Genomic DNA, 19,095 nt, shown 5'->3' on the forward strand with positions numbered 1-19,095 from the left:
ATAACCTTGCGTGTGAGCCTTGCCTGTCGGACCTCGCGCCTCGCGGAGTACCTCTTCTTGGGCATTGCGGACGCTTCCTCCGCTGGTACAGTTGAGGCGTGAAATCAAGGCGTTTTTGCCGCGTGCGTGGGAGGGTAGGGAGCGAGATGCTGCACCTGACATTGCGCCAGCTAAAGGTGTTCGAGGCGAGTGCGCGTCATCTGAGTTTTTCGCGCGCAGCGGAGGAGCTTCATCTGACGCAGCCCGGCGTGTCGTCGCAACTGAAGCAGCTCGAAACGGGCATCGGTATGCCGCTGTTCGAACAGGTCGGACGGCGCGTCTTCCTGACAGCGGCGGGCAAGGAGTTGTACAGCCATACGCGGCTGTTGCAGCAACAGTTGTCGCTTCTCGAAGCGTCGCTCGATCAGCTGCGCGACATGAAGCAGGGCAAGCTGAAGGTGTCGGTGGTGAGCGGGATGACCAACCCGCTCGCGCTTCAGTTGATCGCGAAGTTCACGCGGGCTTTTCCAGGCGTGAACGTGAGTCTCTCCGTCGGTAACCGGGAGTGCGTGCTGAACGAACTGGCGAACAACGAGACCGATCTCGCCATCATGGGGATGCCGCCCGAAGGGCAAGGTCTCGCTGCCGTGCGCGTGGCGAAGAATCCCCTCGTGATGATCGCGCCGCCCGATCACTCGCTCGTGCGCGAGCGCCGCATTGCGCTGGGCGCGCTCGAGCGCGAAACGTTTCTGGTGCGCGAATCCGGCTCCGGCACGCGCCGCGCGATGGAGCGCTTCTTTGCCGAGCACCGGACCAGCTTTCGGCCAGGCATGGAAGTGAGCAGCAACGAGGCTGTGAAATGGGCCGTGCAGGCGGGTATGGGCCTGTCAGTCGTGCCCCTCGCGACGATCATGGCCGAACTCGAAACCCTTCGGCTCAAGGTGCTCGATGTCGAGCACTTTCCGATCGTCCGGTATCTGTATCTGGTGCATCGCGAGAGCAAGCAGCTTTCGGCTGCCGCGTCGGCGTTCAGGGACAGTCTGATCAACGGAGCCCATGAGGCGGGTGAGCGGGTGTCGGGCGAATGATGAACGCGCTTGCGTGACGGATGGCTTTTAGCGCTTACCCAGCCAGCAATATTTCGCCCTTGCCTTGCACCGATACATCGCCGCGTAGCCGCCGTGGAGGTTGCGCACGCGACAACATGGCAAACGCGCCGCCTTCTCGCGCGAGCGTCGGCACCAGCAGCCGCCAGAATACGTCGATATCGCTGGCGTTTTCCGCGAAGCGTTGCGTTGCAGGCCACGCGGAATCGAGCAGCAGCAGCGAGCCGCGCCGCATTCCATACGCCGGATGTTCGCCGACACGGCCTGCAACGGCGATCGTCCCCGCGACCATGCGCGACGCCACGAACGCGCCCGCCGATCCGAATACGATCATCGTGCCGCGACGCATGCGGTCACCCAGACGCGCGCCCGCATCGCCATGAATCACGAGCGTGCCCCCGCGCATGCCGTCCATGTCGCCCGGCAGCGCGGCGCCTGCAAAATCCCCGGCATTGCCGCGAATCTCGACGCGGCCGCCCGATAGCTCACACGCGGCGAAGCTCCCGCAATGACCTTCGACGACGATCGTCCCCGCGCTCATCTGCGCGCCGAGAAAATCCCCTGCATTGCCATCGATGACGAGATGGCCCGCGTCCATGCGCGAGCCAAGCCGGTCGAAGCGTTGCATATCGCCCTCGAACCTGAGTTGAGGCAGGTCGAGCGATGCTTCATCAGCGATCTCGACAGCGAACAGATCGCCCACGTTGATCGGCTCGCTGCCGTGCCAAAGCGCCATCTTGCCGATTTCGACGGCGCTCAGTTCCGCGAGTCGCGCGGGCAGGAGTTCGCGCGCGTCGATGCGCAGGCTGGGCGCGTGCTTCAGACGTAACGTGATGCGCTTCATCGGTTCTCCGGCGCGTCGCACAATTGATGCAGATGAAAGTGAAACGGCCCGAGCTTGCCGCCATAGTTGCCTGCGGAGATCCGCACCAGTCCCTTTTCCACGCCAGCGTCCGCGCCCGTCGCCGCCGCGATGCCGACACGCATGGCTTCGGCCACATCCGTATCGCTCAATCCGTCGATGACGATTTCGAGCACGCTCTGCACATCGCCCGTCAGTTCGGTGCGTAGTGCAAGTTCGCTGAGGCCGGGGCAGAACGCATCGTTGGTCGAGGCAGGCAGTGCCGAATATTTCGAGCCGACCTTCGAGCCCGAGCGCACGACGCCGCCCGGAAACGGCAGGATCACGTTCGGCACCGCGCGCATCGCGTCAACGGCCGTCTGCGCTGCATTGAGTGCCGCGTCGGTGTCGCGCGCAAGAAAGAGCAGGTTGCCGCCGCCGACGCCTTTGACGACGGCTGTCGTTTCCTCGGCGACGAATTCGCCGTCCATCACGGGCACGCGCCAATAGCGCTTGCCGTCGATCAGTTTCGAAATCTGCCAGCCGTCGCCGAAGAAGCGCAGATTCTTGCCGAGCGCGATGGGCTCGCCATTCGCGATGCCACCGAAAACGGCCGTCGTCGGACATGTCAGCACGCACTGTCCGACGCGGCGCTCGACCTGTTTCGCGAGTTCCTTGCCGGACATCGAAAATAGCAGCAGGGCGACGCCTGGCCGGCCGTCGGGTGTCTCGTCGGGTGACAGTTCGCGCTCGATGCCCGCTTCGCAGCCACACGCGATCACGGATGTCGCAAAGCCGGTTGCCGCGATGGCTGCGTTGCGTGCCCAGGTGGCGTTACGCGCCGTCACGATCAGGCGCGTCGCTTTCATCGGAAACGCTTCGGCAAACGTGTCGTCGATCGCGACGCCGCGCACGCTGCGCGGTGCCGCCGGACGCTCGACTACAGGCGCCGCGCTCGAAGTGATATCGCTCATGACGGGGACTCCGCACGCTGTTGGCGATGTACGCCGCACGCTGCAGGCAGCAGACGCCCGCCGTTGCCGCACAGGCAGAGTTCATCGCGGCTGATGGGCGCGCGCCGCATGTTGGTCGCGAGATAGGCGTCCCCGTACTCCTCGACCACCTTTTCGATCGAGCGGTCGAATTCGGGTTCGACATAGTGCGTGCCGCCCACTGGCGTCGCGACGATGCGGCCGTCGCGCGCGACCAGTTCACCGTCCTTGAACACGTAGACGGGCGCGCGGAACATCGCTTCGCGGTCGGCATGTTCGCGGTACACGGCGATATCGGCGGCCGCGCCCGCATCGAGCCGGCCACGATCTTTGAGCCCAAGCAGCCGGGCGGGCGCGGCGCGGGTCAGGATGGCGATCTCGTTGAGGTCGAGTTCCCGTTTCAGGCTGACAAGCGGCGATTGCGCGGCAACGTCGGGATGAAGCTTCGCCAGTTGCTCGTCGCGGAACGATTTGTCCATCAGCAGGCGGATCAGATGGGGATAGCTCGTGAACGGGCCGCCGTTCGGATGATCGGTCGTGAGCGTGATTTGCCAGGGGTTGTTCACCAGCAGGAAAAGCTCCAGGCCGATCGTCCACTGCAGCGCGTTGACGTAGCTGGTTTCACGGTAGCGAAACGGGACCACACCGCAGCCCGCATCGCATTCGATATCACCCGCGATCCATTTGCGCGGCGACGCGAAGGCGGCCTGCTTGACCTGCTTCATGATATCGCCCGACGCCGTCACCGTCTGGCCGAACATGATCTGGCCGACATCGATCGAGATGTTCGGGTTCGCGTTGACGGCCTCCGCGATCCGGTGCGCCGCCGACGAAAACTTCCGGGGACCGTCGTTGCCGTAGCTATGAAACTGAATATGCGTGAGATGGCCGGGCAGACCTTCGAGCGCATCGATGGTGACGAGCGTCGAATCGATATTGCCCGGCACGCCCAGATTGCTTGCGTGAATATGCAGCGGATGCGGCACGCCGAGATCGGTGAGCGCGCGAGCGAGTACATGCAGCACGTCGCGAGGCGTGATGCCGTAGTGCGTATGGTGCTCGTCGACATCGAGACTGCGCTGGTTGAACTTGAATGCCGAAATGCCGCCCGGATTGACGACCTTCACACCAAGCGCGCGGGTCGCGTGAATCGACCATCCGACGTAGTCGCGCAGGCGTTCGTAGTCGGTATGCCCGGCCAGCATGCGCAAGAACAATTCGTCGTTGCCGAGCATCACGTAGGCGCCGTGATCGATGATCGGCGTGTCGCCCATTTCGAGGTGCGTGTGGCGCGCGTTCGATGCGATCATCGCCGGCTCGAATGCCGCCGTGTAACCCATCTCGGCATACCGGTAGCCCGTCGCGAGCGTGCCGGGCGTGCAGTCGCCGCACGAGGCGAGTTCGAGTGGATTGTCGGAAGCGCGGCGGCCGCGATGATCCTCCGGCATCAGCAGGCGCGCGAGATTGACCTTGCCGCCGCCGATATGCGAATGCATGTCGATGCCACCCGCCATGATGACCATGCCCGAGGCGTCGTATTCGCAATCGACGGATTCCTGTTCGGGCAGATCGACGATCCGGCCGTCACGCACGCAGATGTCGCTGATCTGCCCGGCGATGCGTGAGGCTGGATCGTACACGCGGCCACCGCGCAACCGGAACGTGCTCATCGGGCGGGCTCCTTTGCGGTTGATTGTGCGGTCGAATGCGGTGCTGCCAGCGCATGCGCGATTTGCGCGGCCACATGCGCGACGGTGGGCAAGCTGTCGTCATAAACAGGCACGAGCGGCAGCACGACGCCGCCGTCCGTGCGGAACAGATGACCAGCAGAACCGATGCCGGGTGTCGAGACTGGCATGAAGAGCGTCGGCCCGTGGCGATCCGTGGACGATGCCGCTAGGCCGGGATGGCCCAGTACGATCGTCGGCATGTCGTTCTCTGGCGGCGGCAGGTCGGCGCCGAAGCTTGCGACCCAGACGAGAGCATCGACAGCACGGTCTTCGAGCAACCGTTGTGTGTCGTAGCGATGCGGATCGTGTTCGAGACCGGTTCGATGCACGCCTGTGCGTAGCGGTAGACCAGACATCCACGTGAGCGTCTGGTTGACGGTCGCGGCGCCGTCGTCTCCGCCGAGCGAGAGGCAGCCTGCGCGGGTCTTCAGGTTGATCGACTTGGTCAGACGGTCGAGCCCTTCGACCAGCAGCGTCGCATGGCTGCCAGGCAAGTCGGCCGTGCTCCAGACGAGCGTGACGTAGCGCGCCGCGAGCATGTCCACGGCCAGCGACTCGAGTGCAGGCGCATTGCCTGGCATCGGCTGGCCTTTCAAAAGCGAATCGATCCGCGCGTTCAGCAGCGCAATGGTCTCGTACAGATCGCCCTGCAACGGGATGGCGCGTTGCGAAACCGTGCCGGGCTGCGCCATAGATTCGAGGCTCGCGTCGATCCCGCTGCCGACGAAGATCACGTCGCGCCGGGCCGGGCCTGTTGCATCGGCCGGCTTCGCACCGACCCCGCAGCGTTTGAAGAACGCCGGATATCTCGCCGTGGGCGTCGACGCGAAACAGACGATGAGGTCCGAGCGCGCGCGCACTTCGGAAAGCGTGGTCGTGAACGCGCCGCGGTCCTGCATCGCCGTCAGGCCGTGCATCAACGAGCGGCCGTGGGCGTGATCGATGATGGCGGCGCTCGCGTTGGCCAGGCGATACAGCGCTCGCGTGCCGGCTACATCGGTGGCCATGCCCGCGAATAACGGTTGCTTCGCTTGCGCGAGCCATTGGGCCGCGAGGCCAATGGCATCGTCGAACGCGATCGGCTTGCCGTCGTGCATCGGCTGTGCGTGTGCGGGGCGCGCGCTGAACTGCGCGAGAGCCCGCGTCGCACGCGGACAGTCGGTGCCCGTCAGGGTCAACGTCTCGCCCGCTGCGATCGAAAGGCGATCGCATAACAGCGGGCAGAACGGACACGTCCAGGACGTGGGGGAACTGATAGAGGTCATGTCCGGCTATCAGCAACTCATATGCCATCCGTTGTGGTTCTGCGAAGCGCCTTCGCTTTAGCGGACAAACACGAATTGGGCGACACGCATGCGTGGCGCGCATTCGATGTGTTTTGCGCCGCGCGCGATGCAGACTGTCACGCGTCGTTCGTTCGCGCATGGCTCGATACCATGGACACCATTGCTCGCACGCAGCGCATCGACGGATGGCATGGAACATGAATACGGCAGATGGGAAGCGCAATCACCTGCACGGGAAGCGAGCGATGAAAAAGGTCCTGTTATACGAATATCTCAGCGCCGATGGCTGCGTGGACGAATGGATCGCACCGGAACTGCGGATGCAGGGCAGGGCGATGCGCGATGCCGTCGCACGCGATCTCGCGCGTTCAGGCCATATCGCGCTGACCTGCGTCGCGGGTCATGACGAAGTCCACGACACAGCGGATACGTCGCGCGCAATCGAATGGTGTCCCGCGCCGTTTGCGATTTCGCCGACGCGCTTCATCGCAGCCGAAGCGCGCCGTCACGACGCCGTATGGGTGATCGCGCCGGAGACGGGCGGCGTGCTGAGCGCGCTATGCGAAGCCGTCGGACCTGACCGATGGATCGGCTGCGACGCGGCGGCCGTGCGCATCGCGAGCAGCAAACGCCGCACGGCGCGGTATCTCGCTCTGGCCGGCATCGCCACGCCGCGTGCATGGTCGGTGGACGCGCCGCTCGAACCCGCGTGCAACGCGAGCGCCTGGGTCGTGAAGCCCGACGACGGCGCGGGCGCCGTCGATACCCGCGTTTTTCACGACTACCGGATGGCGGAATACGTGTTCCTGCGTCGCGCTGCAGCGCACGAGCGCGTCACGCTGGAAGAATGGATCAGCGGCGATGCGTTCAGTCTCTCGCTGCTTTGCACGCGAGGCCATGCGGAGCTACTCAGCATCAACCGGCAACACATCGGCGTGCGTGACGGCCAACTCGCCTATGAAGGCCTGACGGCGAACGCGATTCCTCTGTCGAGCGAAATGGCGGGGACGTGCCGCTCGCTCGCAGCGCGCGTGGCTCGCGCGCTTCCGGGCCTGGCCGGTTTCGTAGGCATCGATTTCGTGTGGCATCGGGAACGCGGCCCCGTCGTGATCGAAGTCAATCCGCGCGTGACGTGCGCTTACACGGCGCTTGCCGGCGCGGTGGAATCCAATATCGCAGCAAGCATCGTCGCGCAGCACTTCGATCTGGACGACGACTTCAACCGGAGGCGCTATGCCGCGTGATCTCGTGATCGGCTGGGACATCGGCGGCGCGCATGTGAAGGCAGCACGCATCGAGGCGGGGCGCGTATCCGATGTGATGCAATGGGTCTGCCCGCTCTGGCAGGGCATGGCGCACCTCGACGCCGTATTCGAAGCAGCGGTGCAGCGTTGGCCCGATCACGGTGATGCCGAGCATGCCGTGACGATGAGCGGCGAGATGGCGGACATCTTTTCCAACCGTGAGGCGGGCGTCGCCGCGCTCGCGGGCAGACTGGCGAGCCGCTTCGGGCGAGACGCTTCGTTCTATGCCGGCCGGTCAGGATGGCAGCCGCACGAATCCGTTCTCGAATACTGGGCCGATGTGGCGTCCGCGAACTGGCATGCGACGGCGGCACTGATTGCTTCGCGTGTACCCGCCGCCGTGCTCGTCGACATCGGCAGCACGACCACGGATTTCATTGCGATCCGCGAAGGCGTGCTCGCTTCGCGCGGGATGGATGACGCGGGGCGGCTCAGGTCCGGCGAGCTTGTTTATCAGGGTGTCGTGCGTACGCCGCTGTGCGCGCTCTCGCAGCGCATCCGCTTTCGCGGCGAACAGCACAACGTGATGAACGAACTGTTTGCCACGACGGCCGACGTCTACCGTCTGACGGGCGAACTCGACCCGCTGCATGACCAGCATCCCACGGCCGACGGCGGCGCGAAGGATCGCATGGCAAGCTGCCAGCGTCTCGCACGCATGATCGGGCGCGATGCGCGCGATGCATCGATGGCCGACTGGGAGAGCTTCGCTCGCGAATGGCGCAAAGCACAGCTTGCGCATCTGTCGACGAATCTCGCCCAGGTGCTCGGGCGTGTCGGGCTGGGGCACGATGTGGTGCTGGTGTCGGCGGGCTGCGGTGCGTTCCTCGCGGATGAACTCGCGGCGCAGTTCGGGCGCGATGTGATCGCCTTCTCGTCGCTAACGAAAGCAGACGGAACAACTGCTGGCTGGGCGCAGGTCTGTGCGCCAGCCGTCGCTGTCGCCCTTCTGCGCGTCGACGAAGCGCACATGGCCGACGCAACGGTCTGAACAACTATCATCTCCGCACACGGAGCGCCTATGTGGGTGGTGAAGATTGGCGGCAGTCTGAGCCGTGACCCGTTGCTCAAAGAATGGCTGCAGCACCTGAGCGAATTCGGCGGTGGGCGGGTCGTGATCGTGCCGGGCGGTGGCGAATTTGCCGACCAGGCACGCGAGCATCAGGCCGTCTGGCGTTTCGACGATGTCGCCGCGCACAACATGGCCGTGCTCGGGATGGCGCAATACGCGCTGATGATGCAGGGCCTGTGCCGTCGTCTCGTGATCGCCGCGACGGATGCGCAGATTCGCGAGGCGTTGCGCGCCGGGCGCGTCGCCGTGTGGGCGCCGCTCGACCTGCTGTTTCAGGAACCCAACCGGCTGACCACGTGGGATGTCAGCTCGGACAGTCTCGCCGCATGGCTCGCCAACCGGCTGAACGCCGAACGGCTTGTGATCGTGAAGTCGTGTGAGGTCGAACCGGCATGCACGATCGAAGCCTATGCGGCGCAGGGCATCGTCGACCGCTCGTTCGCTGGCTTCACGCGCGACGCGCCGTATCCCGTCGACATCGTGAACCGGAACGACGGGTCGCGCGTGCGCGACCGCCTGCTTCACGCGACAGCCGACTGAGCCCGTACCTCGAAGCCGGTATCGTTGGCCGCGCGAGCGGAGCCCAGGAGTTGCGCGCGCAGATCGCGCACGCGTGCCGCATTGAGCCGGCCGGTGCGCGACCCGTCGCACAGCGCCGTCCGGAAACCGGCGATGTCGGGACCGAGCGCGCGGATCAACGGCACGTGCTTGCTGAGCAGCGCGCCCGCCAGCCCCGCCATCACATTGTGGGCGCGCGCGATCTGCACCATGCTGTCGAGCACGGCAAGCGGGACGCATTGAAACAGATCGCCGCGTCGCTTGCTGGCCGTATCCACCATCACGCCCGCAAAACGCAGTTCGCATGCCTGTTCGACGATCCGCAGATCGAGGCCGTTGTCCACCAGCAGCACGGGGATCATGTTCCAGTGCAGGCTTCGCATATACGTGAGGCTTCGGAGCGCGAGATCGAACGAAGCGCTGTCGGCCGGTATGCCTGCTTTCACATAGTCGACGCCGCAGCGTCCGACCTGCGACGCGCGATATTCGAGCGATGCGTGGTCTCCCGGACGCAGATCACCGACGGCGGCGCTGATGGGCAGACCGGGATGCTCGGCGCGCAGCGACTGCACGATGTGCGCGATCCGGGGCGCTGCGACGGCGCCGAGCGCGCCCGCGCCAGGCTCCTTCAGATCGATCAGATCCGCGCCGGCCTGAGCGGCGTCGCGCGCCTCGTCGAGGTCGCGCACACTGGCGAGCATACGAATCATAGGGCCTCCTCTGGAAAGACTTGAGCGGTGGCAGCCGACCGCACGTAAAAGACATCGACCGCTTCCATCAGCCACTGCCAGGCCTGCTGTTCGCTCGGGCCAGCCGTCTTGTCGATGGCGATGGAGAGGTACGCGATTTCCGATTCCACTTTCTCGCGCGGCAGCATGGAGAGCCGGCTGACCAGCACCGCGCCTTCGATGACAGCGGCCTGCGCGCGGTTAAATCCGGTGAACGGCGCATCCGTGCACATGGCGACGCGTTCCATGACCAGCGTGGGGCGTTGCGGATCGCCGCCGACCGAGACCAGACGCAGTTCAGCGTGCGCGAGCGTGTCGGCGAGTCGCACGCACGGCACGTGATGGACAGGCAGCGTAGACCACGTACGGCGGCCTGTGACGCAGCCGGCAAACACGCGTACGTCGGTCGTAAAGTTGACGACGGCACAGCCCGTCGAAACGATATTGTCGAATGTCGCGGATGGCAGAAACGGCATCAGGATGAACGTATCGCCCTCGTGGCGCACGCCCATCGGCGCGCTATGCGGCTTGCCGCCGGGCGATACCGTCGTGACTATGGTTTCGTGGATCATCGTCAGGCTTCCTTTCTGCGTGTCGTGCCGGGGGCGCATTGCGCGAGCAGATCGCTCGCGCCGCGCTCGCTCGCGCATCCCCATTCCAGCGGCTGATCCTGGCTATAGCGCTTCCCAAGCCGCCAGGCGAGTTCGGCGCGCGCGAGTTCGACACCCATGTAGAACGCGTGCGCGCCGTCTGCTTCCAGATGCAGATGTGGCCACAGGGCGAACGCATCCGTGGCGAGATGATGGCCGTCGCGGTTGTACACGTGCACGCCGTGAGTCGATACCTGCACGCGGAAGTTCGGGTCGCGGATGGCCGCTGCCGTCGCCGCGATTTCTTCGGGCGTATCGGGAAAAGGGCGCTTTGCGTGCACCGTCATCAACTGGTCGGTGAGGCCTTTGGGCAGCGTGTGGAGTTCGCGGGCCGCATACATCATGCGTCGGGCGACGTCGGCTTCGCGTATCGCGCAGCGCGCATGGCCGCTCACCTGTGTGGTGAGAATGCCCGCGATGTTCAATTCAACGCCGATGCCGAGCAGGATCGCGTGGATACCGCTGGTGTCGGCTTCCGTGAGTTCCGTGACGTTGCCCGTGCCCATCAGCAGCGGCGCGTCGGGATAGCGTTCACGCAGCCGCTGATAGCGTGTGAGCGATTTCAAAAGCCCGAAGGGCAGCGGGTCGAGTATCGGGTCGGCGAGAAAGGGCCGGCCCTGTTGCACCATCATGTCGATGGCGTCGTGTAACGATGCTTCGTCGCCGGGCTTGCGCGGAATCAGCACGGGTGTCGAGCCGACTTCGTTGAGGACCCAGAGGGTGTCGGCTGTCAGGCTCAGCAAAAAGTCCGCGCCTGCGCGGCCGCCGCGCACCAGTTCCTTCACATCCATCGAGTCCACGCTGACCTTGAACCCTTGTGCCTTCAGCGCATGGACGGCATCGGCGAGATGCGGGAACGGCGTGGACGGCAGACAGCCGAGGTCGATCACGTCGGCACCGTCGGCCCGTAGCTGCGCTGCGCGCGCGCAGATTGCATCGACGCTTAGGCGCGGCGCATCGACGATCTCCGCGAAAATCGCGATATCGTGTTTCGACAGGTCCACGGGGCGTGCCGTGCAATCGAACCATGCGGGGAGATCCTTCAGCTCTTCGGGGCCGCGCTGCACGGGGATGCCGTAGTGCGCGGACAGCGCGTCGAGATCGCCGCGGCATCGGCCGGGAACGATCAAGCGGTCGGCAGCAATAGGGGCAGCGACGCGGCGGCGGATCATATCCGCTGTCATGAGCGCCGCGACCTGAAGGCCGATCTCCCGAATCTCCCAGCTGAATGGCGCGGGCGCGAGACTGCGCAACACGCGCTCCAGTCCGGGTTGCGCAAGGCGGCCGGTGAGGAAGACGATGTGTTCCATCAGGCGCTCGTGCAAGTCGATTCGGCTTCAGGCGCTGGCATGCGAATGTCGGCGATGCGTGCGTCGATCGCGGCGCGCAGTTCGTCGAGCGAGCACACGACGTGGCAATGATCGATCTGCCTCAAGCGCGCCACGTTGTCGAGTTCGATATTGCGTGGCCGCAGTTCTACCCAGTCGAGCGGACTCTTCGTGACGACGACGGGCTGGGTATCGCATGCGAACACGATGCCCGGGATGCCCAGCTTGCCCGCCTGCGCGAACATGTTGGTCGGCAGCGTATCGGAGATGCCGAACGCGCATTTGGCGACGGTGTTGCTGGTGGCGGGCGCGACGACGACTGTGTGATAGCGCGTCTCGTCGTATAGCATCCCGACGGGCACGGCGCTCGCGCTGTTGTCGCGGAATACCCGGAAGCGCTGCTTGAGTTGCGCGAGGTCGATCTGGTACAGCGGCAGTACCTCTTGCGCCGCGCGCGACAGGAACAGATCGACGTGCGGCAGAAGCGTGGCCGCGATCTCCAGCGATTCGACCAGCCCGTGACCGGAGCCCGTCACCGCCCACGCAAAACGGGCTGGAGCGGAATCGATGTCGTAGGGCAAGGAGCGCGTGTGGGTCATGGTCGGTCCGGCAGCCAGGTTGTTCAGTTTGCGATACATATTGCGACCCCTCGTCATCAACCTCTTGCCATGTGACGCGCTGCCTTGCCAGCCGGGACTCGTGCCTGATGTGGCGGCGTGGCCTGCTTGCGCGATGCGCGTGGGTTCCTGCGAGGGCGTTCATGCCAATCGCTTGCGACATTCGTGCCTGGGCCGCTTCTTGCATGAGAACACGCGACGGACAGTCTATGAGGAACCCCAATGAACGTGATCGACAGGAATGTGATTGAGCGGCCGCATCTCGCTTCATCCGAGATGGACCTCATCTTTATCGAAGGCTTTGAGGGTGAGACGGTGATCGGCATCGATCCCGACGAACTTCATGACCGGCAACCCGTGCGCATCGATCTGTGGGCAGGCGTGCCGCACAGTCACGCCTGCGACACGGACCGGATCGGCGATACGATCGACTACAGCAAAGTCCACGCTGCGTTGGAGTCGCTGCTCGCCGCGCACAAGATGCAATTGCTGGAGGCGCTGGCGGAGTCGGTCGCGCAGATGCTGCTCGTCGACTTTGGCGCGCACTGGGTTCGCGTGTCGCTTGCCAAGCCGAACAAGTTCGCGAACGTGAAAGCGGTGGGCGTGACGATTGAACGGACCGTGCGATGGCCGTGAGGACTGCATGCGCGAAGCACGTGCGGCATGCACGGGCTTCGCGTGCCTGCACCCTACATGCAGCTTGCGGCGGGCGTGCAGGAAACGCTCAGGAGTGACGGGTCGAGGCAAGCGGCAGCAAACAACGTCGCGACCGTGAGATCCGCGCTCGTGCCCGGATTGATGCCGTCGCGTTTCAGCGCGTCGTCCCATGCGGCGAGCTTGACAGGGTCCAACTCAGCCTGAGCGTGCCATGCACGGGCATCGTGGCTGACCTGCCGCGCAAGCGCGATACCGTGCTTGCGCGCGATATGCGAGTCGGGCCAGCGCGATAGAAAGCCAAGCCAGGTTCTGAGCACCGCACGCAACAGACGCGGTTGATCGACGGGTCCATCGTCCAATGCCGCGCGAAACTGCGCGAGCCCAAATCCGAGCACATCGGCGAAACCGTTCGCGTATTGCCGCGCGATGCTGTCGCGGTCGCTCGCGAGCGTCATCGCGCTGAGCAGATCAACCGTCGGTTCGGTGCCGACGTTCTGGCTGGGCGCGTCGCCGAGACCGCCCGGATTGGCGAGCGCAATCGCGCGATAGGCGGCGCATGCGTCCGCGATATCCAGACGGGAGAGGGTAGCCTGTAGCGCGAGGCGGGCATCGTGCGCGGTGGGTGTTGCATGCGCTGGCAGCATCGCTTCGAACGCGTGCGCGAGCGGCGCGCACAGCAACACGATACCCATGTTGGTATTGCAGCCGGCGGCGCCCATCGACAGACTCACCGCGCGTTCGATCCGCTCACCCACCGAAGTACCTCGACCCGTCAACGCAGCACGAGCCGCTTGTGCGCTGGCGATGAAGAGGTCTGCCGTCATCCGGTGACCCGGCGCGCCGATGCTGACGTTGCCGGGTTTCGCGCAGGCGACGTCGAGCGTGCACGCCCACACGAACGCTTCCTCGATCAGATGCGGGCGGGCATCGAACATCACGCGACTTCCTTGACGTGGCTTGCTTGATCCGCAAGCGCCATCCGGCGATTCAACAGGTCATCGACGATACAGCCCGCGATATCGAACGGCGTCACTGTTTGCAGCCCGCGCCACGCCGCGACGCCATTGACTTCGATGACGGTCGCGCCGTATGGATTGTCGTCACACGGAATCAGGTCGACGCCCGCGTAGTCGAGCCCGAGCGCGGCGCTGGCGCGCTCGGCGAGCGTGGCGAGCGGTTCGTCGAGTTCGGCCGCTTCGCAGCGGGCGCCTTGCGCGACGTTATGCACCCAATGCTCGCTGACCCTGCGCATGGCAGTCACGGCCTTGCCGCCGATCACCATCACGCGCCAGTCATAGCCGGGTGTGCTGATGGGCTTCACCAGACGCTGCAAATACGCGAGCTGCCCATACGCTTTCAGTGCGGGCAGCGGTTCACAACCCTCGCTATTCGCGCCGATCCGTGCAATGCCTTTGCCTTGCGAGCCGAATAGCGGCTTTATCACGAGATCATGACCTCTGGCGCTTTCGCGCATCAGCACGCGTTGTGCGAACGGGGCGGATTCGGTAACCCAGGTCGGCGGCGTCGGAATGCCCGCCCGATGCAGCAGAAACGTGGTCATCGATTTGTCGACGCTTCGTTCGATCGCGCGCGCATCGTTGTAGACAGGCACGCCGAGTTCCCGCAGCGCGTGCAGGATGCCAAGCCGCACGGTGACCTGTTCGAACGTTCCACCCGCGATGCCGCGCACGATGACGGCATCGGGCAGTCCGCGCCCATAGCCGGGAATCGCGAGTCCGTGCGGTGCGTGCGTGGTGTCGAAGCGGCAATCGGCAAGATCGATGCAGCGGCCCGTCGCGCCGCGTGCGCGCAGTGCACGCTTGAGGCGAGACGTATGCCAGCCGGTTTCGTCCGTCATGATCGCGACGGCGAGCGCGGTGCCTGTCATCTCAGACCTCTTCGAGCCAGAGCGGACGCAGAAGATCGAAACGCGTTGTGCCCGCGTGGAAGGTGCGCCCCGTGACGAGATTGCTCACCCAGACTTCGGCGGGCGCGAAGAGCGCGGGATCGATCTTGTAGAAATCGTATTCGTACTCCTTGAATACATCCGCAAACGGGCGGCCAAAATCTTTCGACGCCGACGAGGGCAGCGCTCGCGCGAGATCGCGGGCGGCTTCGTCACTGCCCGTCACGGTGAGATGGACACGGCCGCCGTACAGGATGGCATCGTTGGTGCGGCCCATGGCTTCGACGGGGTCCTGGGCGGGCGGCGGCAACGGCGCGCTGGCGGAACCTTCGCCAATGTCGTTGAGCGCGAAACCCAGTTCATGCGCCTTGTGCAGCGCGACTTCAAGTGCGCGCGCGACCACTTGCGTGGTGCCTGCGCGGCTCGCTGTCGGCGTGAGAATCAGCGTGAGATTGCGCGGCTGCAGCTTGCAGTCGCGCAGGATCTTCTCGATGACGACTGCGGGTGGCGCGCGGTCCACTTCGAGCACGAGACAGCCCGTCGCCACGACGTCGCGATACGCCAGCTCATCGAACAGCGCCTCCTTGCAGGCGAGCGCGCGCGCCGGTCCCGAGCCGAGCGCAAAGAACTTCTTGCCGCCCGTTTCCTCCTTGCTGGCCGCGAGACTCCAGCCCGCGTACTGCGAGGCGAGGCAGGCCAGCACGGGTTGCGCACTGGCGATGTCGACGAAGGTCGGCCATTCGTCCGCCGCGTTGCGTGACGCGGCGGCACGCAGCGTGACCCGGCCCAGGCCGCCCATGCATATTTCGCCGATCGCGATACCGGCGGCGACGCTGCCGGGCGTGTCGATACCGGCATCGACGATCGTGACACCGTGTGCGTCGCGCCGGACTGCGATGCCCAGTTCCGCATGCCGTTCCAGCAGACTGGCGATCAAAGGCTGCACCAGTGTGTTGACGCTCAGGGTCGAAGAGGACGCTGCCGCCGATGTCGAAACATCAACGAGGGAGGATGAGGTCTGCATGGCCAGGTTTCCTGGTGGTGTCGATGGAGGCGATGGTTGCCGCGCGGGCGGCGAGTTCTGCGCGCACGGTGGCCGTCTGGGTGCCGTGCGCACAAACAGCCGATACGCTGCACAACGGCGCGCCTGCCGCAATGAAACTGCCGGTGACGGGGATATCGTGGCACCAGCCGAGATTCAGCGCGCGCTGGACGAATTCGGGCGACACCGTGCGGTCGCGATCGGCGAAGACGATCTGCTCCCCGCATAGCGATGCCGTCTGCGCGGCGGCGCTCGACATGTCGACGTCGAGTGATGCGCCTGCGCACGCACGCACATGCAGCGACAGTAGCGAACGATTGGAGCCGCGCTCATACAGGGACATCGTGGCCGACGGCCTCGCGTTGACTTCGAGCACGAAGCAACGCTCGCCATCGACAATGAAGTCGAGGCTGTTGAGCCCCTTGAGCCGCGTGCGCGAAACGATTGCATTCACGGCGACTGTGATCTGCTGGCGAACGGGATCAGGCACGTCGACAGGACCGATTGCGCCGCCATAAACGAACGGCTGCCCGCCATGCGAGACGATCAGTTGTTCGTTGAATCCGATGATCGTGGCCTTGCGCGTATCGGCAATGAAAAGCGCCGACATCGAACGGCCAGGCTGCTGACGCTGAAAATACCGGCCACCGCGCGATGCGTCGGTTGCATGCCACTGCGCGGCATGGCGAATATGCATGCCGCCCGTCCCATTGGCATCCTTTTCGAGCCAACCCGCCACGTCGACAGGCGCTTGCAACTGCATCTCGGGATGAGGGATCCCTGCATCGTCCAGCAGCGCAAAGAATCGCGCCGGGTCGCGCACGGCATCATACGATTCACGAGTATTGCCGATCGTTGCAAGTGCGATGCGTGTGTCGTCGAGCAGATCGCGATGCGCTTCGAAACCCGCACCCGCGATCCAGCCAATCACATTCGGCGTTCGACTTGCGGCGTCGAGCGCATCGCGCGTGCGCTGCGGATCGATCGACAACGACGCCGCGTCGCCGATGGGATGCCACATACCCGACGCGCGACGCGTGTCGGTGTCGCCGAACAGATCCAGCACGATCACGCGCCAGCCCGCGCGCCGCGCCGATTCGGCCAGCATGCGCGCGCACAGCGCGGCAACGACGACGACAGGGGGCGACATGATGCCCTCAGGCCGTGGCGAGCGACGAGCGCTCGGTGACCACGCGGCGGGCCATGTCGAGCGCGTCGTCGAAGCCCAGATAGACCTTCTCTTTCGCGGCAAGCATCTGCATGAAGAGCCGTTGCTGCACTTCGTACTTGACGTTGCCGATCGCGAGCGCGCCGATGCCGAGCGCGTCGTGCTGACCGACGCGCTTGCCGTTGTCCATCACGCCGACGCCTGCGATCCCTGCGGGCGGCACGGCGTTCACATCGGCGGCCACGAGCAGGCGGGCAGCGCGGTTCACCTGCTGCGCGCTCATCACTTCGACACCAGCGGCGGCCGTGGCGAATACGACGTCGACGGAACTCAAGGTCGCGTCGAGCGCGTCCGCACTGCTCGCATCCGCGCCTTCGAGTTGCGCGCCAAAGCGTGCGCTGGCACGCTCGCATGCTTCGCGCGCGGCATCGAGCCCGCGGCTGCTGGCCAGCGCGACGCGCGCGCCTGCCTGCGCGGCGAGCACGCCGGCGATGAGCCCCACGGGCCCCGTTCCACCGAAAACGAGAATACGTTTGCCGTCGAGACCCGTGTCGAAGGTGCTGCGCAATTGCCATTCGACACTCGCCACGAGCGCCGCCGCCGTCGTGAACGATCCGCTCGGGTCGGCGAACACGGAGACTTCGAACGGCGGCACCATGGCCTCGCGCGACAGGCGCAGCATGTCCACGGCCAGCATCACATCGCGTCCACCGATAAAGATGCCCGTATGCGCGACCCCTTTGGGGCCGCGCGAAAAAATGGCATCCTGGGTGAGCGGACCGATCATCCTGGCATCGACGTCGGTGTACGGCACGACGACCTGGTATCCGGCATCGACGGCCATGTTCACATCGAACGGGCTCATCTGCCGACCGGGCGTGAACATGTGGAGAATGTGTTGGCGTTCCATGTTTCCTCGTCAAACAGGGTGGATCAATCCTGGGCCGACGCCCAGGTGACGGTGGCCCCCGAGTTGAGTCCGCTGACTATCTCGACTCGCAGCCCGGGGTCGATCGCCGCCGCCTCGCGCGCCGAGCGCAAGGCGTGTTCGGCTTCTTCCTGCGATTCCATGATGGCGAAGCCCGTCGGCCCCCACGAACTCTGACCCACGCCCGCGCAGTAGCGCGCGCCGATCCAGTCGAGTACGCGCCCGACTGCGGGGCTCGTATAGATACCGCCTTGCGACTTGGCGAAGTATCGGCCGATGCCGTCCTGCAGCGCGCTCACGCCTTGCGCGAACGGCGCGAACTCGCGTTCCGCGACGGCGGGCAGGATTTGCATCAACGTCAGGTGACAGGCGTGTGCAGCGAGCGCCTGGGGAAACGGCGGCAAGGCGGCGAGCGCCTGGTGTTCGGCCGGCCCCGAGAGCCCGGTGCGCGATTCGTCGAACACGAGCATCACGCGCCACGAAGACGGGAAGTCGAATCGCGAGAGGACGGGTGGCAACACGCCCGGCCCGCGCGGACCGCCATCGACGATCAGACCGCCGCGTTCGAACCCGGCGATACCCACGCCCGAGCGCGCGCCGCGCGCGAGCGCGGGCGCCAGTTGTGTTGCGCTCATGTCGAGCCCATGCAGGCGAGCAAACGCGTGCCCGACAGTGAGCGCGATCTGCGTGCCGGAGCCGAGGCCCGCATGCGCGGGCAACGTACGCCGCAGCCGCACGTCGATCGGGGCATCGTTGCCCGTCAGGTTACGCAGCGTCTCGATGTGGGCGCGCACGCGCGGCAGTTCATCGCGAGCGGAAGGCTCGGCGGTGTAGTGATCGTCGTCGTCGGCGGAGAGCCGTGCGTCGAGCGTCGTGCTGATGCCGCCGATCACGAGCCCCAGACTGCCGAAGCGTCGTCCCAACGACGCACCGGGATCGAGAAATCCCAGATGCAGCCGGCCGGGCGCATTCACGGTGACGATGCTGGTGTGCTTCGCAGTCGATTCAGCCATCGCATGTCGGCTCATATGCGCGTTCCCCAATCCCTTGACGGGTGATCGTTCCGGGGCCTTCAACGCAAGCGTTATGCCATGTGTGCCGCTATCGACTTCAAGCGCCTGTGCGCTGTGCGCGCACGCAGCGTGAATTTCCAGCAGGACGCCGGGCGGGCAGCGAGTTGCACTGTCGAACCTTGTGCAGAAT

Annotated in this window: 19 protein-coding genes; 5 read left to right on the top strand and 14 right to left on the bottom strand. The window is 65.2% G+C overall.

What is annotated here, in order from left to right:
* Positions 1-146 precede the first annotated feature (146 nt).
* The gene (locus C2L64_RS21740) at positions 147-1,067 is read left to right on the top strand and encodes a LysR family transcriptional regulator (protein ID WP_007585766.1); all 921 of its coding nucleotides are present in this window, start codon (positions 147-149) and stop codon (positions 1,065-1,067) included.
* A gap of 34 nt (positions 1,068-1,101) precedes the next feature.
* Here C2L64_RS21740 and C2L64_RS21745 read toward each other — a convergent pair whose 3' ends face one another.
* From C2L64_RS21745 to C2L64_RS21760, 4 genes are read right to left on the bottom strand one after another with little or no spacing between them, the layout of a single operon-like run.
* Positions 1,102-1,929, bottom strand: a complete 828-nt coding sequence (locus tag C2L64_RS21745) for a formylmethanofuran dehydrogenase subunit C (protein ID WP_007585764.1) — start codon at positions 1,927-1,929, stop codon at positions 1,102-1,104.
* Positions 1,926-2,900, bottom strand: a complete 975-nt coding sequence (gene fhcD / locus C2L64_RS21750) for a formylmethanofuran--tetrahydromethanopterin N-formyltransferase (RefSeq protein WP_007585762.1) — start codon at positions 2,898-2,900, stop codon at positions 1,926-1,928. Before fhcD ends, C2L64_RS21745 begins: the two co-directional genes overlap by 4 nt.
* Entirely contained in the window at positions 2,897-4,588 is a 1,692-nt protein-coding gene (locus C2L64_RS21755) for a formylmethanofuran dehydrogenase subunit A (RefSeq protein ID WP_007585760.1), read from the bottom strand. The genes fhcD and C2L64_RS21755 overlap by 4 nt, the downstream gene beginning before the upstream one ends.
* Positions 4,585-5,913, bottom strand: coding sequence for a molybdopterin-binding domain-containing protein (locus tag C2L64_RS21760; RefSeq protein WP_039901018.1), 1,329 nt, complete (start codon positions 5,911-5,913; stop codon positions 4,585-4,587). The genes C2L64_RS21755 and C2L64_RS21760 overlap by 4 nt, the downstream gene beginning before the upstream one ends.
* 266 nt (positions 5,914-6,179) lie before the next feature.
* Between C2L64_RS21760 and C2L64_RS21765 the strand changes: the two genes are divergently transcribed.
* The 3 genes from C2L64_RS21765 to C2L64_RS21775 are packed head-to-tail and all read left to right on the top strand — an operon-like array spanning position 6,180 to position 8,850.
* On the top strand, positions 6,180-7,178 hold the full coding sequence (locus C2L64_RS21765; protein WP_039901025.1) for an ATP-grasp domain-containing protein: 999 nt from the start codon (positions 6,180-6,182) through the stop codon (positions 7,176-7,178).
* On the top strand, positions 7,168-8,229 hold the full coding sequence (locus tag C2L64_RS21770) for a hydantoinase/oxoprolinase family protein (RefSeq protein WP_007585753.1): 1,062 nt from the start codon (positions 7,168-7,170) through the stop codon (positions 8,227-8,229). The genes C2L64_RS21765 and C2L64_RS21770 overlap by 11 nt, the downstream gene beginning before the upstream one ends.
* A gap of 30 nt (positions 8,230-8,259) precedes the next feature.
* Positions 8,260-8,850 (top strand): amino acid kinase family protein, encoded by a 591-nt coding sequence (locus C2L64_RS21775; RefSeq protein ID WP_007585751.1) that lies wholly within the window; start codon positions 8,260-8,262, stop codon positions 8,848-8,850.
* On the opposite strand, the gene C2L64_RS21780 is transcribed toward C2L64_RS21775, so the two are convergent.
* The 4 genes from C2L64_RS21780 to C2L64_RS21795 are packed head-to-tail and all read right to left on the bottom strand — an operon-like array spanning position 8,832 to position 12,173.
* Positions 8,832-9,578, bottom strand: coding sequence for a (5-formylfuran-3-yl)methyl phosphate synthase (locus C2L64_RS21780; protein ID WP_007585750.1), 747 nt, complete (start codon positions 9,576-9,578; stop codon positions 8,832-8,834). The two genes, C2L64_RS21775 and C2L64_RS21780, sit on opposite strands and share 19 nt — an antisense overlap.
* Positions 9,575-10,168 carry a DUF447 domain-containing protein gene (locus tag C2L64_RS21785; RefSeq protein ID WP_007585749.1) on the bottom strand — a complete coding sequence of 198 codons (594 nt, stop codon included), beginning with the start codon at positions 10,166-10,168 and terminating at the stop codon, positions 9,575-9,577. The genes C2L64_RS21780 and C2L64_RS21785 overlap by 4 nt, the downstream gene beginning before the upstream one ends.
* 2 nt (positions 10,169-10,170) lie before the next feature.
* Positions 10,171-11,556, bottom strand: coding sequence for a DUF6513 domain-containing protein (locus C2L64_RS21790; RefSeq protein ID WP_007585748.1), 1,386 nt, complete (start codon positions 11,554-11,556; stop codon positions 10,171-10,173).
* Positions 11,556-12,173, bottom strand: a complete 618-nt coding sequence (locus C2L64_RS21795; protein WP_051058219.1) for a flavoprotein — start codon at positions 12,171-12,173, stop codon at positions 11,556-11,558. Before C2L64_RS21795 ends, C2L64_RS21790 begins: the two co-directional genes overlap by 1 nt.
* Before the next feature lie 240 nt (positions 12,174-12,413).
* Here C2L64_RS21795 and C2L64_RS21800 point away from each other — a divergent pair, with 240 nt between their 5' ends.
* Positions 12,414-12,827 carry a dihydroneopterin aldolase gene (locus C2L64_RS21800; RefSeq protein ID WP_007585746.1) on the top strand — a complete coding sequence of 138 codons (414 nt, stop codon included), beginning with the start codon at positions 12,414-12,416 and terminating at the stop codon, positions 12,825-12,827.
* Positions 12,828-12,880: 53 nt separating this feature from the next.
* Here the strand turns inward: C2L64_RS21800 and C2L64_RS21805 are convergent, their stop codons facing one another.
* From C2L64_RS21805 to C2L64_RS21830, 6 genes are read right to left on the bottom strand one after another with little or no spacing between them, the layout of a single operon-like run.
* Entirely contained in the window at positions 12,881-13,783 is a 903-nt protein-coding gene (locus C2L64_RS21805; protein WP_007585745.1) for a triphosphoribosyl-dephospho-CoA synthase, read from the bottom strand.
* The gene (locus C2L64_RS21810; protein WP_007585744.1) at positions 13,783-14,736 is read right to left on the bottom strand and encodes an ATP-grasp domain-containing protein; all 954 of its coding nucleotides are present in this window, start codon (positions 14,734-14,736) and stop codon (positions 13,783-13,785) included. The genes C2L64_RS21805 and C2L64_RS21810 overlap by 1 nt, the downstream gene beginning before the upstream one ends.
* Position 14,737: 1 nt before the next feature.
* The gene (mch, locus tag C2L64_RS21815) at positions 14,738-15,778 is read right to left on the bottom strand and encodes a methenyltetrahydromethanopterin cyclohydrolase (protein ID WP_007585742.1); all 1,041 of its coding nucleotides are present in this window, start codon (positions 15,776-15,778) and stop codon (positions 14,738-14,740) included.
* The gene (locus C2L64_RS21820) at positions 15,753-16,946 is read right to left on the bottom strand and encodes an ATP-grasp domain-containing protein (RefSeq protein ID WP_007585740.1); all 1,194 of its coding nucleotides are present in this window, start codon (positions 16,944-16,946) and stop codon (positions 15,753-15,755) included. The genes mch and C2L64_RS21820 overlap by 26 nt, the downstream gene beginning before the upstream one ends.
* 7 nt (positions 16,947-16,953) lie before the next feature.
* On the bottom strand, positions 16,954-17,874 hold the full coding sequence (locus C2L64_RS21825; RefSeq protein ID WP_007585738.1) for an NAD(P)-dependent methylenetetrahydromethanopterin dehydrogenase: 921 nt from the start codon (positions 17,872-17,874) through the stop codon (positions 16,954-16,956).
* A 23-nt stretch (positions 17,875-17,897) separates the two neighbouring features.
* Positions 17,898-18,905: a beta-ribofuranosylaminobenzene 5'-phosphate synthase family protein gene (locus tag C2L64_RS21830; protein WP_007585736.1), complete on the bottom strand. Its 1,008-nt coding sequence runs from the start codon at positions 18,903-18,905 to the stop codon at positions 17,898-17,900.
* Positions 18,906-19,095: the final 190 nt, after the last annotated feature.

This window comes from Paraburkholderia hospita, assembly GCF_002902965.1.
Taxonomy (GTDB): Bacteria; Pseudomonadota; Gammaproteobacteria; order Burkholderiales; family Burkholderiaceae; genus Paraburkholderia; species Paraburkholderia hospita.

Coding starts and splice junctions, on each gene's coding strand:
- C2L64_RS21740 (WP_007585766.1), top strand. CDS start 147: ATGCTGCACCTGACATTGCGCCAGCTAAAGGTGTTCGAGGCGAGTGCG.
- C2L64_RS21745 (WP_007585764.1), bottom strand. CDS start 1,929: ATGAAGCGCATCACGTTACGTCTGAAGCACGCGCCCAGCCTGCGCATC.
- fhcD (WP_007585762.1), bottom strand. CDS start 2,900: ATGAGCGATATCACTTCGAGCGCGGCGCCTGTAGTCGAGCGTCCGGCG.
- C2L64_RS21755 (WP_007585760.1), bottom strand. CDS start 4,588: ATGAGCACGTTCCGGTTGCGCGGTGGCCGCGTGTACGATCCAGCCTCA.
- C2L64_RS21760 (WP_039901018.1), bottom strand. CDS start 5,913: ATGACCTCTATCAGTTCCCCCACGTCCTGGACGTGTCCGTTCTGCCCG.
- C2L64_RS21765 (WP_039901025.1), top strand. CDS start 6,180: ATGAAAAAGGTCCTGTTATACGAATATCTCAGCGCCGATGGCTGCGTG.
- C2L64_RS21770 (WP_007585753.1), top strand. CDS start 7,168: ATGCCGCGTGATCTCGTGATCGGCTGGGACATCGGCGGCGCGCATGTG.
- C2L64_RS21775 (WP_007585751.1), top strand. CDS start 8,260: ATGTGGGTGGTGAAGATTGGCGGCAGTCTGAGCCGTGACCCGTTGCTC.
- C2L64_RS21780 (WP_007585750.1), bottom strand. CDS start 9,578: ATGATTCGTATGCTCGCCAGTGTGCGCGACCTCGACGAGGCGCGCGAC.
- C2L64_RS21785 (WP_007585749.1), bottom strand. CDS start 10,168: ATGATCCACGAAACCATAGTCACGACGGTATCGCCCGGCGGCAAGCCG.
- C2L64_RS21790 (WP_007585748.1), bottom strand. CDS start 11,556: ATGGAACACATCGTCTTCCTCACCGGCCGCCTTGCGCAACCCGGACTG.
- C2L64_RS21795 (WP_051058219.1), bottom strand. CDS start 12,173: ATGACCCACACGCGCTCCTTGCCCTACGACATCGATTCCGCTCCAGCC.
- C2L64_RS21800 (WP_007585746.1), top strand. CDS start 12,414: ATGAACGTGATCGACAGGAATGTGATTGAGCGGCCGCATCTCGCTTCA.
- C2L64_RS21805 (WP_007585745.1), bottom strand. CDS start 13,783: ATGTTCGATGCCCGCCCGCATCTGATCGAGGAAGCGTTCGTGTGGGCG.
- C2L64_RS21810 (WP_007585744.1), bottom strand. CDS start 14,736: ATGACAGGCACCGCGCTCGCCGTCGCGATCATGACGGACGAAACCGGC.
- mch (WP_007585742.1), bottom strand. CDS start 15,778: ATGCAGACCTCATCCTCCCTCGTTGATGTTTCGACATCGGCGGCAGCG.
- C2L64_RS21820 (WP_007585740.1), bottom strand. CDS start 16,946: ATGTCGCCCCCTGTCGTCGTCGTTGCCGCGCTGTGCGCGCGCATGCTG.
- C2L64_RS21825 (WP_007585738.1), bottom strand. CDS start 17,874: ATGGAACGCCAACACATTCTCCACATGTTCACGCCCGGTCGGCAGATG.
- C2L64_RS21830 (WP_007585736.1), bottom strand. CDS start 18,905: ATGGCTGAATCGACTGCGAAGCACACCAGCATCGTCACCGTGAATGCG.